This is a genomic window from Microcoleus sp. CAWBG58 (assembly GCF_020883045.1).
Lineage (GTDB): Bacteria > Cyanobacteriota > Cyanobacteriia > Cyanobacteriales > Microcoleaceae > Microcoleus.
In genome coordinates this window covers 62,748-78,385 of the sequence record NZ_JAHRFA010000006.1, presented here as the reverse complement: position 1 = coordinate 78,385, position 15,638 = coordinate 62,748, and the positions used below count along the sequence as shown (strand labels likewise).

13 protein-coding genes are annotated in these 15,638 nt (G+C 42.0%); 11 read left to right on the top strand and 2 right to left on the bottom strand.

Going from position 1 to position 15,638, the window contains the following annotated elements; genetic code table 11:
* Positions 1 to 21 precede the first annotated feature (21 nt).
* Positions 22 to 816, top strand: a complete 795-nt coding sequence (locus QZ918_RS03820) for an SDR family NAD(P)-dependent oxidoreductase (protein ID WP_293331260.1) — start codon at positions 22 to 24, stop codon at positions 814 to 816.
* Positions 817 to 1,032: 216 nt separating this feature from the next.
* Here QZ918_RS03820 and QZ918_RS03815 read toward each other — a convergent pair whose 3' ends face one another.
* Together QZ918_RS03815 and QZ918_RS03810 are read right to left on the bottom strand one after the other, a co-directional pair.
* Positions 1,033 to 2,097, bottom strand: a complete 1,065-nt coding sequence (locus QZ918_RS03815) for an MAE_28990/MAE_18760 family HEPN-like nuclease (RefSeq protein ID WP_293331257.1) — start codon at positions 2,095 to 2,097, stop codon at positions 1,033 to 1,035.
* Between the two features lie 15 nt (positions 2,098 to 2,112).
* Positions 2,113 to 3,306 carry a DUF262 domain-containing protein gene (locus QZ918_RS03810; protein ID WP_293207953.1) on the bottom strand — a complete coding sequence of 398 codons (1,194 nt, stop codon included), beginning with the start codon at positions 3,304 to 3,306 and terminating at the stop codon, positions 2,113 to 2,115.
* Between the two features lie 237 nt (positions 3,307 to 3,543).
* Here QZ918_RS03810 and QZ918_RS03805 point away from each other — a divergent pair, with 237 nt between their 5' ends.
* From QZ918_RS03805 to QZ918_RS03760, 10 genes are all read left to right on the top strand, one after another.
* Positions 3,544 to 3,693 (top strand): hypothetical protein, encoded by a 150-nt coding sequence (locus QZ918_RS03805; protein ID WP_293331254.1) that lies wholly within the window; start codon positions 3,544 to 3,546, stop codon positions 3,691 to 3,693.
* A gap of 82 nt (positions 3,694 to 3,775) precedes the next feature.
* A complete protein-coding gene (locus tag QZ918_RS03800; RefSeq protein ID WP_293331251.1) occupies positions 3,776 to 3,931 on the top strand; it encodes a hypothetical protein in 156 nt (51 codons plus the stop codon).
* Between the two features lie 198 nt (positions 3,932 to 4,129).
* On the top strand, positions 4,130 to 5,836 hold the full coding sequence (locus QZ918_RS03795; RefSeq protein ID WP_293331248.1) for an ABC transporter ATP-binding protein/permease: 1,707 nt from the start codon (positions 4,130 to 4,132) through the stop codon (positions 5,834 to 5,836).
* A gap of 562 nt (positions 5,837 to 6,398) precedes the next feature.
* Positions 6,399 to 7,358, top strand: coding sequence for a DnaJ C-terminal domain-containing protein (locus QZ918_RS03790; RefSeq protein WP_293331245.1), 960 nt, complete (start codon positions 6,399 to 6,401; stop codon positions 7,356 to 7,358).
* Positions 7,355 to 7,666, top strand: a complete 312-nt coding sequence (locus QZ918_RS03785) for a chaperone modulator CbpM (protein WP_293331242.1) — start codon at positions 7,355 to 7,357, stop codon at positions 7,664 to 7,666. The genes QZ918_RS03790 and QZ918_RS03785 overlap by 4 nt, the downstream gene beginning before the upstream one ends.
* Before the next feature lie 478 nt (positions 7,667 to 8,144).
* Complete coding sequence (locus tag QZ918_RS03780; RefSeq protein ID WP_293331239.1) at positions 8,145 to 10,148, top strand: ATP-binding cassette domain-containing protein; 2,004 nt, start codon at positions 8,145 to 8,147, stop codon at positions 10,146 to 10,148.
* Positions 10,145 to 11,257: an ABC transporter permease gene (locus tag QZ918_RS03775; protein WP_293331236.1), complete on the top strand. Its 1,113-nt coding sequence runs from the start codon at positions 10,145 to 10,147 to the stop codon at positions 11,255 to 11,257. The genes QZ918_RS03780 and QZ918_RS03775 overlap by 4 nt, the downstream gene beginning before the upstream one ends.
* A gap of 390 nt (positions 11,258 to 11,647) precedes the next feature.
* A complete protein-coding gene (locus tag QZ918_RS03770; protein WP_293331233.1) occupies positions 11,648 to 12,772 on the top strand; it encodes an ABC transporter permease in 1,125 nt (374 codons plus the stop codon).
* Positions 12,773 to 12,888: 116 nt separating this feature from the next.
* Positions 12,889 to 14,370, top strand: coding sequence for an HlyD family secretion protein (locus QZ918_RS03765; RefSeq protein ID WP_293331230.1), 1,482 nt, complete (start codon positions 12,889 to 12,891; stop codon positions 14,368 to 14,370).
* A 287-nt stretch (positions 14,371 to 14,657) separates the two neighbouring features.
* Positions 14,658 to 15,473 (top strand): potassium channel family protein, encoded by an 816-nt coding sequence (locus QZ918_RS03760; RefSeq protein WP_293331227.1) that lies wholly within the window; start codon positions 14,658 to 14,660, stop codon positions 15,471 to 15,473.
* The last annotated feature ends 165 nt before the right edge of the window (positions 15,474 to 15,638 follow it).

Here is a 15,638-nt window from a genome sequence, read left to right as displayed (position 1 = left end):
CGTTATTTGGTTTAACAAAATATGGATCTCAAACTATCAGGAAAGGTGGCATTGGTCAGTGGTTCAACGGGTGGAATTGGACTGGCAATTGTTAGTGTACTTGCTGAAGAAGGAGCGACGGTCATTATCAATGGCCGAACCCAAGAGCGCGTAAATAATGCGATCGACCAGATTCAGCAAAGTATCCCGAATGCCAAACTTCAGGGAATTGCCGCCGATTTGGGAACGCCAGCCGGAGTTGAATTGTTACTTCAAAAAGTACCAGAAGTCAACATTTTGGTGAATAACTTAGGAATTTATGGTTCCAAAGCATTTGCAGATATCTCCGATGAAGAGTGGATGAACATTCTGGAAGTGAATGTGATGAGCGGTGTACGCCTCTCGCGCCATTATTTGCCGCTAATGCTAAAGCAAGATTGGGGACGGATTATTTTCATCTCTAGTGAATCTGGTTTGAATATTCCCGCCGAAATGATTCATTATGGTGTGACCAAAACTGCACAATTGGCGTTGAGTCGCGGTTTGGCGGAAACAACTGTGGGCAGCCACGTAACTGTAAACACGGTATTGCCGGGGCCAACTCGCTCTGAAGGAGTGGAAGACTTTATCCAGGGATTATCGAAGGATCAAAATATTTCGATCGAACAAGTTGAGAAAGAGTTTTTTACTAAAACTCGTCCATCTTCCCTAATTCAGCGATTTGCTTCAACGTCTGAAGTTGCTGCGTTAGTTGCGTTTGTTGCTAGTCCTTTAGCCTCTGCGATTAATGGTGCTGCCCTGCGAGTCGAAGGTGGAGTGGTGCGATCGATTGTGTAGCGAAGTTTTTACCTTGATGTGCTTGGAAAATCTCTCACTCCCTACATTTTTGAACAGAATGCTTTCGTTCAAACAAAAATAAGGAGCGTTACATTTCATTAACTCACCCTAAAGCGATCGCACTGTGCCTGAGACAACGCGATCGCCAATTAGCCTAAGGTAACACGAGGATCGCCATTATTCCTGTAGGATCAATCTCAACTAAGAGCGATCGCACTATTTTTTGATTATGTAAAATGTTTGGTTAGGCTTTATTTTAGGCTCAACGCTAATACCAATATTTGTTTTTTCTATAACTGCCAGTTCTGGATATGATTTATCATCTAATCGAATGGTCAAAATAGGCTTTTTATAAAATCTTCCTTCTTTAGTTTCAATAATTAGCATATCTTTAACTTTTATCGTATAATTTTCAATCTCAAATGCTAATATTTTATCATTAAAAATTTTAATCACCTTTTCTATTTTTTGAAAAGTATGTATTGATTCTTGTTTGATAAATTGTTCAAATAATGCTTGAAAAATAGCTTGACAATATTTTTCTAAAAATTGAATATAAGGTTCTAATTCAGATATGCTTTTGATATCCTCTACGTTTTCTGAACCGTGAGCAATTTGGTTTCGTCTTTCAACTAAATCATTGATTTTATTGTACAAAATATCTTTTCCTATTGTGGAAATCCTTTCTGGTGTTAAACCGATCTCATTATTAAGTTCTTCATTCTTCAGTAATTCATCGTTTAAATCTAAACTTAACTTATTGAATATTTCTACAATTTTATTATGTTTTAAATTACCTGATAAAAGAACAAACGCTTCTGTGTTAATTTGATAGTTGCTAGGATTAACAATACATTCATTTAACTTCTTTAATACCTCCTCTTTTGTAAGATGCTGATATTTAGCACTTTCTCTGGTTGCAATAGTATTTATCAATTTTAAAGACAGTTCAAAATGATTAATTCTAATCTTTTCATCCACTTGATTATATTCAGGTACTACTTTAGAGAGGGAATCAAGATATTCTTTAATCCAGATTTCTACATATTTTTCTAGCAGTCCATAAAGTGAAATAATAGAAGCTTTATATTCAAATATTCGTTTATCTGTTCTAAAACCCCTATCATGCTCTTTTAGTCTATTAAGTAATTCCTTGATTTGTCCATTGTCAGTGTCTATAATGGCATAAGCTGTTAAATCATTTACATATTGAATGTGTTTTAAATATTCTTTAATTTGATTTAATTCTCTTTTGAAGTTTTCCAATGATTGTATATTCATAATTTCTACTAAAGTTTATTTAATATAGGTTTGTAGAAATTTTTGAAAATACTGAATGCGTGCTTCTACATCTTTTTTGTTATTATAGCTACCATCAAAAAGATGTTTACTTTTTTCCTGTTGTATAAATGGTGATTTTCTACCGGAATATAAACTCTTCTCTATAGTCCCTTTGTGTTTAAGAAAAATTTCTTTGTGAGAAATATTATTTGCAAATACCTGCATTATTGGATCATAAATAGTTTTTAATGGCGTTTTTCTGTTACGCCCTTCATATGGAGGGATGAAAGCTGAATTTCCTAATATTTGATAAATTAAGTAAATAGTCTCATTAAAAATATTTTCAAGTTTATTCATTGTTTCATCAGGATAACTATTTGCTTGTTTTAAATACTCATCTAAAAATTTATCTACTGGGGATTTTAACTTATCTATATGACGATAAGCAAAGAACCGCAAAACTAATTCAACATCCTCCATTTTGCGATAAGACTCACTTTCAAGTAATTTTTTTTCTCCTTGACTTTCTAAAGGTAAATTCCACATTTTACGAAAATATTCATTTTGAGAAAGTTTTATACATAATTGGTTGAATTTACCATTTTGTAAAGCATTTCTTGTTTCTTGTGCAGTTAGCTTCTCTCCTCCACTATTCAATCTTTCAAAAACTATCTGTTTGAGATATTCAGCTTCTTCTTTACTTTTAGCTGTTTCTTGCAATAAAATAATAGAAGACAAATATCGTCTATCTATACCTCTTCTAACTTGCTCAGGTAAATTTTGATAATTTCGCCCATTAAGTTCCTGCCAATACTCTAATCCTTCTAGATCGAATTTTCCTTTATAAAAATCATATATAGCTGTCAGTCTTTGTTGTCCGTCCATTACTTCATAAATAGAGTATTCTATTTCATACAGAAAGATAGGTGGAATTGGTACATTCATTATGAATGATTCTATCAAACGAGATTTTCGAGCATTGTCCCACCTTTTTCTACGTTGGTATTCAGGATTGAGGATATATTTTGCACTGTCAAGCATAGCTTTTATACTATCAAGTGGATAACGAGCTTGTTCTGTTACAATTCTTATCTCTCCCTTTTTGTATTTTTCGTTAATTTCATCATCTGGCGGAAAGTTGTGAGTTGTATCTGGTCTATTTTGAGAAATAAATGTTTCACCTGAAATTAAATGGCTATTTGTAATCATATTTATTCTTCCTTGTTAATTATGAGATCAATGAGTGCGCGACAACTAGCGGCTTGGGTTAAGTGCGATTATTATGGGTTGCTATGCCCACTTTTTTTGATGAAGCGAGATCACCGCTCTTTTGGGTCGGCTTAATAAAATTACTCCAAATAGCAGTTTAGTGCGATCGCCGATCTTTTAGGGGCATTATAACTGTGTTTTTGGCTAACTGTCAAGTTACTGCGATCGCTTTCTCCGATGAAGAACGATCGCCTCAATTATCTATCTGCTAAAGGTTTTGCGGTATGCGATCGCTATTGCTGTGAGACATTATTTCTAGGCGATCGCCTCAATTATCTATCTGCTAAAGGGTTTGCGGTGTGCGATCGCTATTACTGTGAGTCGTGATTTCTGGGCGATCGCTCAAACCCAGTAAATTTATCCCAGTTTGGTTATTGATCGGCATTCTAATCACTATCTTGATCTATTCGTGTATATCATACCACAGCAAGGTTTTAATGTCAAAGATGCGAGGGTATCCTTTAACTCCAAGGGTGAACCCATCTATTTAACAGCTAGCAGCGATCGCGGCACGAATATTCAAGGACTTTTGCAGGCGAAGGCAATACTTGAAAGTAATCAGTAAAGATTGCTGGTGATGGAGCAATTTATGGAACGAGGGGCGATGTTCCGCTACTACTCCTTGCCGATCGCGCTTCCATCTTTCCTAGACACAGTTTGACACACCTGCTATTTTTCAAAGTCAAGATTTGGAAGTTTTGCGCTTTCAATACTATTTTCATCTTATATTAAATAGGTGAGCAACCTTGTCTGAATAAAAGTAATGCAACGATTTAATCTAACTATACTCAAACAGTTCTGGGCGATCGCAAAATCATACTGGTCAAGCGACGAAAAATGGCGGGCGCGCGGCTTATTGCTATTAGTCATCCTATTATCCTTTGGCTACACGGGGCTAAGCGTATTACTCAACAACAAGCGAGGCGAACTCATCTCGGCATTATCGGCTCACGATGAAGCTAGATTTTGGCAAACAATTCTGATTTTTGCCGGAACATTAGTTATTTATGCACCATTGTATGCAGGCTATGATTATTTGCGCGATCGCCTGGGCTTAGAGTGGCGGCGATGGTTGACTAACGATTTTATCGATCGCTACTTCCAGAATCGCGCATTTTACAATCTAAATCATGCCGATGCGGACATCGATAACCCCGATCAGCGGATTGCTGAAGATGTCAAAAGCTTTACCCAAGAATCGTTAAAACTACTGCTGGCGGTAGTTGATTCTTTGTTAGCCGTAGCGGCCTTTAGTGGGGTGCTCTGGAGTATTTCTAAGCCATTAATCTTGTTTTTGGTGCTCTACGCGCTGGTTGGCACTTTGGCGACAGTTGGGGTATTTGGGAAGCCCTTAATGCGACTGAATTTTGGACAGCTTAAAAAAGAAGCTGATTTCCGGTTTAGTTTAGTGCGGGTGCGAGAAAATGCGGAGGCGATCGCCTTTTATCAGGGAGAAGACTGCGAGTCCGATCGCGTAAAAGGCAGATTTGTCGAAGCTTTTGATAATTTCAAGCGCTTGATTTTTTGGGAGTTGAATCTCAATATCCTGACTAACGCCTATGAATTTATCCCGTTCATTTTGCCTGCAATTGTAGTCGCACCAGGGATTTTTGCCGGTGACTTAGAAGTTGGGAAAGTTACCGAGGCGCAAGGGGCTTTTATCCGAGTCTTTTTCTCGCTTAATCTAATTGTGGCGCGCTTTCAATCCCTTGCTACTTTTGGCGCGGGTGTCGAGCGTTTGTACACCTTTTTGGAGTCTTTGGAAACTCATCATTTAACTTCCCAGGAGTCTGAGGCTGTTGAGAAAACGAGTATCAAAACTGAAATTGCCGATCGACTGGCGATCGCAAATATGACCCTCCAAACACCTAACCGCCAACGGACTTTGGTAGAGGAACTATCGGTAAAACTCCCTGCTGGTGAGGGTTTGCTGGTGAGAGGGCCTAGCGGTTGCGGGAAAAGTTCTTTGCTAAGGGCGATCGTTGGATTGTGGGATGCGGGGACTGGTACAATTTCGCGGCCTATCCTAAATGAAATGTTGTTTTTGTCGCAGCGGCCTTACATGATTTTAGGAACATTACGGGATCAAATGCTGTATCCAAATATGGATATATCAGTGGAAGATTCGGAGTTGAGGGAAATTTTAATTCAGGTAAATTTACCGAACTTAGAGGAGAGTTACGGAGGATTTAATACTGAACAAAATTGGGCAGAGCTTCTATCTTTGGGAGAACAACAGCGCCTAATTTTCGCGCGTTTGCTGCTAAATAAACCTAGCTATGCTATTTTAGATGAGGCTACTAGCGCCCTCGATTCTAGTAATGAAAAACATTTATACCAACAGTTACAAGACTCTGGTATGACATTTTTGAGCATTGGACATCGAGAAAGTTTGAGTAATTATCATCAGAATATCTTGGATTTGACCGCCGATCGCACTTGGTCACTAAAATCATCTGAACCTCTATAGCAATCCTAAATCATTTTCAAGCTCGGGAAATTCTGAAACCCTTGCTATAAAATGAGTTTAGAAAGACGAGAGGTAGTCGTACCTTGAAAATCAGATAGGATTGCTATACCTGTTTTCATTGCTGATAATTTGGTTGTTGAAGATATCAAAATCTAAACGGAGGACACGGCAGTGCCGTGTCCCTACAATTAATCGGGTAGGGACACGGCAGTGCCGTGTCCTCATTCTTGATTGCTTACTCTATTCCTATTGATAGAGATTTAACTTAAAAAATAGAACTTAAATATCTGTCTATTGATTGATTCATTTACTGGTGATTACGAGTGTAGTTAGAGTGAGTATATAAAAAATAAATTTAACAGGATAAAATCAGAAAAAACTTATATCAAATTCCTCCGCATCAAAAACATTCACCTCTCTCCTCTCTTCCTCTGCGCCCTCTGCGCTCTCTGCGGTTAAAAAATCCGATCCAACCAAAATAGATATCACAAAATAACATGACTTTTTCTAGCCAATCATGTAACTTCCCAACTAAAGATATACCAAATTTAAAAGGTCAAAAATGCCAACTGCAACAGATTTCAAGGACTATTACACCATCCTAGGAGTCAGCAAAACAGCAACTCCCGAAGAAATCAAACGAGCTTACCGCAAACTTGCTCGCAAATATCATCCCGATCTAAATCCTGGAGATAAAGAAGCAGAAGCAAAATTCAAAGATCTCAATGAAGCAAATGAGGTGCTTTCCGATTCCGAGAAACGGCCGAAATACGATCGCTTTGGCGAACATTGGAACCAGCCTGGTTACAGTGAAGCACCACCATCTAGAGGAACTAATCCTGGGACGGTTGACTTCGATCAGTATGCCGATTTTGATTCATTTATTAAGGATTTATTAGGTCGATCGCAAAACGGATCGCAACGCAGAACCAACGCCACCAGCGGCTTCGATGATTATGGTAGCGGATTTCGCTCCCAAGCCCCCGCACCGGATAGCGAAGCTGCGATCGCCCTGACATTTTCCGAAGCGTTTCACGGCGTCCAAAAACGACTGCAATTCGACGATGAAACGATCGACGTTCGCATTCCCGCAGGCGCAAAACCAGGTAGTCGCATTCGCCTCAAAGGTAAAGGCCGCGCGAGTCCCTTTTCTCAACAGCGTGGCGACTTGTATCTCACCATCGAAATATTACCCCATCCCTTCTTCCGATTTGAGGGAAATGACCTTGTTTGTGACGTACCAATTCGCCCCGATGAAGCGGTTTTAGGGGCGGAAATTAGCGTCCCCACACCGGATGGTAGCGTGACGATGAAGGTGCCTAAAGGAGTGCGATCGGGACAATCCCTCAGACTGCGCGGCAAGGGCTGGACATTGCAAAAAGGGGGACGCGGCGATTTACTCGCCAAACTCCCAATCGTCACGCCAAAAGACTTAAGTGCGATCGAGCAAGAATGCTACGAAAAAATCCAAGCAAATACTAACTTTAACCCCCGCGCCCAGTTAGAGGAAATCAAATTATGAGTTTCAGCCTTTCAACAACCGTGGTTTCACTCGAAGGTGAGCAACTTTACACCTTTGAATATGCTGCATTTGTGACGGAAACTTCGATCGCAATTGTACAAGTTTATGTTGAGTTAGGTGTCATTGAGGCGATCGGCTCAATGCTACATCGCCGCGAAATTGCTCGAATTGCTCAGATTCAGCGCTTGCGTCAAGACTTGGGATTGAACCTCGCCGGCGCTGCAATGGTGCTCGATATGGCGGCTGAAATTGCTCGATTGCGGGCACAACTTAAGGCGTATCAGTCTCATCGATCGATAGTTAATTAACAAGTAAAAATTACAAGTTAAAAATTAAATTATGCCCATAATTCAATACGGTTTAGATAAGACAAACCCCCCCGACGCTAAGAGGGCGGGCACGGGGGCACCGCCCCTACAAAGGGCAGGGCTGTTTCATTATTTGTAGGGGCAATCCCCCCGTGGTTGCCCAAATTCCTCGGAGGGCGGGCACGGGGGCACCGCCCCTACAAAGGGCAGGGCTGTTTCATTGTTTGTAGGGGCAATCCCCCCGTGGTTGCCCCAATGCCTGAAGCGACACAAAATCGTGAAAGGAGGGCGGGCACGCACCATCCACCGCCCCTACAAAATGGGGGGACAAGATTCTTCTCAAAGTCCCCCTTCTTAAGGGGGATTTAGGGGGATCTCCGGGGAATTAACAGTATTAAGTTAACCGTATTTATTTGTAATTGCACTTTTAAGTTTTGATGTTTAAACGCCGATCGGTTTCCATTTTGGATAAAATAAAATGAATCAATCTTTGCAAAATCCAGTCGATCGCGATCGCAATATCCCATCTACTTCTGCCCCGAACAATAGTACGATCGCAATTAAAAAACTGTACAAATATTATGGCAAAACCATCGCACTTAAGGGCATTGACCTAGATGTAAATCGGGGAGAATTATTTGGGCTAATTGGCCCCGATGGTGCTGGCAAAACTACTGTTTTTAATATTCTCGGTGGGGTGATGGAAGCCACGGCTGGAGAAGCGCGAATCCTCAAATTGCCTGCCAGAGATGCTCGCAACTATACGGGGTATCTTACTCAACAATTTTCGCTTTATGCAGACCTCAGTGTTGAGGAAAATATTAATTATAGTGCTGGACTGCGGTTAGTGCCAGAAAATCAGCTAGAAATGCGACGCAGTAAGTATCTGAAATTGATGCAATTGGATAAGTTTTGCGATCGCCTTGCGGGTCGTCTTTCTGGTGGTATGAAGCAGAAATTAGCCCTCTGTTGTGCGCTGATTGCCGAGCCCCAAGTCTTGTTGCTAGATGAACCAACTACGGGAGTTGATACCATTGCCCGTCGCGAGTTTTGGGATATTTTGGCGGGATTAACTGCCCAAGGAATAACTGTTGTTGTCGCTACCCCGGATTTAGATGAGGCAGAAAGGTGCGATCGCGTGGCTTTGATTTACGACGGGCAGATTCAACAAATTGGCAGTCCCACAGCGCTTAAAGCGGCTCTGGGGCTGCAACGGTTGGTGATTCGGACATCGGAGTTAGTCAAAACTGAACAAGCCTTATTGCCCTTAGTCAATCAAGCACAGATTGCCGATGTCGCAACCTATGGCGATCGCATTGAAGTCCTAGTCAAAGATATCACACAAGGCGAAATCCTGGTGCGCGATCGATTAACTCACGAGTCAAAAACCAGCGATGACAAGATTGATATTCAGTCGGAAAAACCAACCCTGGAAAACGTATTTACAACCCTACTACGGAAAAAAGGAGGAGTTCCCGAATTTGTGCCATTTCCGCGATCGCAAACCGCAGCTTCAAAACCAAACAGGAAACAAGAAATCCAAAATCCTACCATCGCCATCTGTGCTAGCAATCTCAACCGGATTTTTGGTACTTTTCATGCAGTGGTAAACCTCAACTTAGACCTTCATTATGGCGAAGTTTATGGACTATTAGGCGCAAATGGTGCAGGCAAAACTACCACGATCAAAATGCTGTGCGGACTATTACCAATCAGTTCGGGAAAAATCTCGATCGCTGGAGAAACAGGCAATCTGCGAAGTGCTCAACTGCGACAAAAAATTGGCTACATGAGTCAAAAGTTCACCCTTTATAATGACCTGACAATTCTCGAAAATCTACAGTTTTACAGTGGAGTCTATGGGATTCCTCCCAAACAGCGACAGGAAAAGATTCGCTGGGTACTCTCAATTTGTGGCTTAGAAAAACAAGAACATTTACTAACTAAGCAATTACCTGGTGGATGGAAACAACGAGTTGCTTTTGGGGCATCAGTCATGCACGAACCAGAGATTTTATTTCTCGATGAACCTACCTCCGGCGTTGATGTTTTAGCACGCAAACAATTTTGGCAATTAATTAACGACTTTGCTCGTAATGGCACTGCAATTCTTGTCACCACTCACTATATGAATGAGGCAGAACAATGCAATCGGATGTGTTTTATGGTAGCAGGGCGGAAAGTGGCAGAAGGTTCGGCAAGTGAGATTAAATCAGCACAACCCGGTCAATTATTTGAATTGCGTGTCGGGAAATTGCAAGAAAGTTACGATCGCCTGCGAGAACACCTCGAACCTTGGCGCGTCTCCATTTTTGGCGATCGCCTCCACATCGTCTTAGACGATCCCAAACAAGAACTACCCCAAGTAGAAGCACTTTTAAAACAAGCTAATTTACCACTAATTGAAACCGAACCGATCGCATTTTCCCTAGAAGATGCCTTTATTGGAGAAGTACAACGGGCAGGAGGCGCACCACCATGACGATCCGACGAATTCGCAATCAAGTTTTCAAAGAATTGCAACAGTTTCAGCGCGATCGCTTAGGCGTTGCACTAGCATTTATCCTACCAGTAATTGCCTTACTAATTATTGGCTATGCCATTCGTTTAGAGGCAAAGAATATCTCTTTAGTAGTGCGCGATTTAGATCGAACTACCCTCAGTCGCAGCTACATTGAACGACTTTATGCCACTAATTTATTTGTTCCGGCGAAGTGGGAAGGAATGCGGTTTCCGGATGCGATCGATCGCGATACTGCTCAAGTACAAATTACCATTCCCCCTGGTTTTGCCGCAGATGCAGCAGCCGGAAGAACCGGGAAAGTACAGGTAGTAATTGATGGTAGCGATACCATCAATGCCCGTGTTAGCGATCTAGCTGTCAAGGGAACAACTTTAGCTGTCGTACAAGAGCAATTAGGACAATTATCTGAGACATTGGGAGTTGTGGCTCAAGTGCGTTTGTGGTTCAATCCGGGACGGCAAGAATCCCTGTTTATTGTACCTGGCAGTTATGGAGTAATTCTCGCAATTTTCCCACCGTTATTAATTGCGATCGCCCTTGTGCGCGAAAAAGAACAGGGTACAATTCTGCAACTTTATGCTTCTAGTCTCAGTGCCTTTGAACTGCTAATTGGCAAATCCTTAGCCTATATCGCGGTGGGTTTAGGAGAAGCAATTATCTTGTTTGTTGTCGGTTTCGGCTTATTTGGAGTGCGGTTTATTGGCGATCCAACGCCATTGATAATTGGTACACCTGTGTTTATGTTAGCGGGGGTGCAGTTGGGTTTAATTATTGGCATTTTTACTACAACTCAAAGTGCGGCAGTGCAGGCGATCGGCACAATTAAAGTATTAACTGGCTTTCTGTTAGCAGGGTTTCTTTTTCCTCTGAATAGTGTACCATTTCCGTTTTCAATTGCATCCTATCTAGTGCCAGTACGGTACTACATCGAACTATGTCGAGATGTTTTTGTCCGGGGTTCCGGTTGGTTTGGTACTTGGGAATTGATTCTCGCTATGCTCATTTTGAGTATGGCGGAATTTGCACTTGCGTGGTGGGGAATGCGTCGAATGCAATTGTCAGATTAATTGTTGATTATGTGGTATAGAACTTACGAAAAAAATCGGTTTTTTCCAAAAATAGTCAATTTTTTCGATACATATTCATGCAGGGTTTCGACGGAGTTTATCCTGAGCCATAGGTGTCAACTTAAGGCTGAAACATTTGAGAAATATGGGTTTTATGCCAAGTCTAGATCCCCCTAAATCCCCCTTCTGAAGGGGGACTTTGACCGGACTCTTGTCCCCCCCTTCTGAAGGGGGGCTAGGGGGGATCTAGGCTTAACAGTCAAACACTATTCTGTGACTGGGTTTGAGGTTAAGTTGACACTAATGATCCTGAGCGTAGTCGAAGGGCTCAACCACCAGGGGTTTTGATTCCCGTAAGTAATTCCTATAGTAATAACTTGAGAATAAACAATGTTAAATAGTCGTCTCTTTGCTCTGTTAATTAAAGAATCTACCGAACTATTACGCAATCGGCAATTGGTAATTTTCCTAACTATCGCACCAATTGTTTCCATGGTGATTTTCGGCTATGTCTTAAACTCCAATGTCACCCATCTACGGCTAGGCATTCTAGACCAAAATCAGGTCGCCATCAGTCGGCAATTAGTCGATGCTTTCACGGTAAATCAGGTATTTATTGCCAGTCGCCATACCAACAACCAGCAAGACTTAACTCGACAGATTGAACGCGGACAAGTCGATGCTGGCTTGATGATTCCCGCTAGTTTTAGTCGCGATTTGTTGGAAACTGGCAAGTCAGAAGTTGCAGTCATAATTGATGGCATTAATGCCTATAGTTCTGGCATTGCCAAGGGTTATATTGCCCAAATTGCAACTCAATTCAACCTCAATTTAGTAGAACAATATCAACCGCTATCAACAGGATTGAAGGTTCCCGTTCAGTCGGAAATCACTTTCCGCTACAATCCCGGCACTCTTGATAGTTGGTTTTTTGTACCTGGAGTCATTGGTGCGATCGTTACTCTTAGTGCAATTCTCGCCGCCGCCGTAGAAGCAGTGCGGGAAAAAGATCAGGGAACTTTAGAGCAATTATTGATGACACCCGTAGCTTCTACGGCAATTCTTATTTCTAAAATTGTCCCTATTTCTGGTTTACTCACCATAACTTTGCTGATGTGTTTTGCCGTTGCATTTTTGGTGTTTCAATTACCATTGCGAGGTAATTTATTTTTGTTATTGATTTTCTCAATTCTCTACATTCAAATTGGGGTTGCGATTGGATTGGCTATTTCGACATTTTCTGAAAACAAATTACAAACGATTCTAATTGGCATCTTTTTAAACATCCCGATTATTTTATTGGGCGGTGCTGTTACGGCGGTGAATAGTATGCCTTTGCTGTTTCGTTGGATTGCGAAAATTAATCCTCTTTATCATTATCTGGTCATTTTGCGGGGGATTCTGCTTAAGGGGACTGGGTTAGAGGTTTGGTGGTTGCACGCGATCGCGATGATTTTGTTTGCCATAGCAACTCTGCTTGTAAGTGCAAATCGTTATCGAAAACAACTTAGTTAGGAAGAAGGAGGTTCGGCAACGGATTTTGTAACGGATTTAACGGATGTAAGAAAGTTCGGCAATTACCAATTACCGATTACCGATTAGCAATTACCAATTACCAATTACCAATTACCATGACTAATTTAACTAATTCGTCTAAGCTTTTCACAGAAGCACAATCGACTGATGTTGTTCAACCACCTACGCCTAAATCTTCTACAGAATCACAATCGACTGATGTTGTTCAACCACCTACGCCTAAATCTTCTACAGAATCACTACCGACTGATGTTGTTCAACCACCTACGCCTAAATCTTCTACAGAATCACCACCGATTGATGCTGTTCAACCACCCGCACCTAAATCTTCCGCAGAACCAAAACCGACTGATTCTGTGCCACCACCTGCGCCTAAATCTTCTCACCTTTGGTTGTGGTTACTGGTAGGAACTATCGCGATCGCAGGTATCGGTGCAGGAATTTGGTATAATTTCTTCCGTCCTAAAAACAATAACCTCATCCCTTTTAGTGGGCGCGTCGAAGGCTATGAAACTGATGTCAGTACCAAAGGATCTGGTCGTGTTAAAGAGGTAACAGTCCGAGAAGGTGCAACTGTGAAGAAAGGGCAATTGTTGGTACGGTTAGATGACGAGGAAGTGCAGTCAGAACTATTAGCAACTAAGTCAAATGTTGATGCAGCTAAACAACGAGAAGCAACGGCTCTTCTTCAAATTTCGGTATTAAATAGTCAGGTGGCAGATACAAAATTAAATCTCAAACAGTCTGAAGGTGATACGATCGGCAAAATTGCAGAAGCAGAAGCTATGGTGAGCACGGCACAGGCGGCTATCAAGCAGGAGCAGGCGCGGGTAGCAGAAGCCAGGGCATTGCTGAAACAGACAAAAGTCGATCGCGATCGCTTTGTGAATCTAGCCAATCTGGGTGCAGAAACTCGACAGCGCGCCGATTTAGCACAAACCGCATTTGAGACTAGCCAAGCGATGCTGGAAAGCCGTCAGGCTGGTGTAGAAGTGGCCCGTAATGCGATCGCAATTGCTCAAGGAAAATTAACCCAAGCACAAACCACAGCCCTGAATCCCGATCGCCAAACAACGAATATCGGCCGCCTCCAAACCCAGATAAATCAAGCAAAAGTCGCGCTTTTGGGAGCACAAGCAGATGTCAAAACAGCACAGGCAAATCAACAACTGATCCAGAGTCGTTTGAATAATTTAACTGTAAAAAGCCCGATCGCAGGAATCGTCACCACCCGCAGCGTCGAACCTGGAACCGTAGTATTACCAAGTCGCCCATTGCTGCGAATAGTAGATATGAAACAAGTTTATATGCGGGGGTTTATTCCGGGAGAACAAATCGCTCGAATTCGGGTAGGACAACCTACCAAAGTCTACCTCGATAGCGATCCAAAACACGAACATCCCTTAAATGCAAAGGTGATATCTATTGATTCCAAAGCATCGTTTACACCAGAAAATATCTATTTCCAAAAAGACCGCGTGGAGCAAGTATTTGGTGTGAAACTAAGCTTTGATAAACCCGGTGGTTTTGTGAAGCCGGGTATGCCAGTGGATGCCGAAATTCAGTTGAAAAAGTAAGATGTAACTGAGATCTTGCACCATTGTCATAACCTGTAGGGGCGGGTTCGCCAACAGTCAAAAACGTAGTAAACAGGTTATATAAACCCGCCCAACCCCACGAAAAATCTCCTTATTCATATTGGTGCAAGATCTCAGATGTAACTCACATCTTACACCATTTTCAATAACCTGTAGGGGCGGGTTCGCCAACAGCCTTAAAGCTTGCAAACAGGTTACATAAACCCGCCCTCCCCACGAAAAATCCCCCGATCGAGATTGCTGCAATATCTCAGAGGTAATCAATTATGAGCGATCGCAACCAACCCGAATCATCCTTGGATCGAGAGCGCTGCGAAGTGCTGCAACAGTGGGAAGATTGGGTAGAAACGCCGATGCTGGTGTTAAGTTTTGCCTGGTTGGGGCTGTTTATCGTCGAGCTAGTTTGGGGACTGAATTCTTTGCTAGAGGCGATCGGAACTACTATTTGGATCGCCTTTATCCTGGATTTTGGCATCAAATTTATGCTCGCTCCTCGCAAACTTTTTTACCTGAAGCATAACTGGTTAATTGTCTTCTCATTGCTGATTCCAGCGTTGCGAATCTTTCGGATTTTGCGATTTATCCAGCCTTTGCGATCGATTCATGCGGTGCGAGGATTCCAGTTAGTTCGTCTGACGATCCGAACCAGCCGGGGAATGCGATTGCTTTCTGCCAGTTTTCAGCGTCGGGGATTTGGCTATGTGGTGGCGTTAACTGCGATCGTCACCCTAATTGGCGCGGCTGGAATGTATGCGTTTGAGCGCAAACTTCCTGATAATAATGGTGGCATTACTGACTATGCTACTGCACTGTGGTGGACGGCAATGTTGTTAACGACGATCGGCTCTGATTACTTCCCGAAAACGGCGGAAGGGCGAGTATTATGTTTTTTGCTGGGGTTGTATGCGATCGCAGTATGCGGTTATTTGACAGCTACACTGGCAACATTTTTTGTGAGTCAGGATACTGAGAATGAGCAAGCAGAACTCACAGGTGCAAAATCAATTCAAGCTCTGCAAACAGAAATTAGCGCACTACGAACTGAGATTCAAGCCTTAACACTACACAATTTAGATAGTTGAATTGCTAAGTAGGGCTTGCTGAAAAAGTGTACGTAGTGGAAAAACGAGGCTACACAGCTTAAAAAATAGTAGGTTTATTCAATACTTCGGACATTTTTAGATCTAAGGAGAGTATCTCAAACCCTTGATGGCTATAGGGATGAGTATTTTTTCAATGTTTGAGTC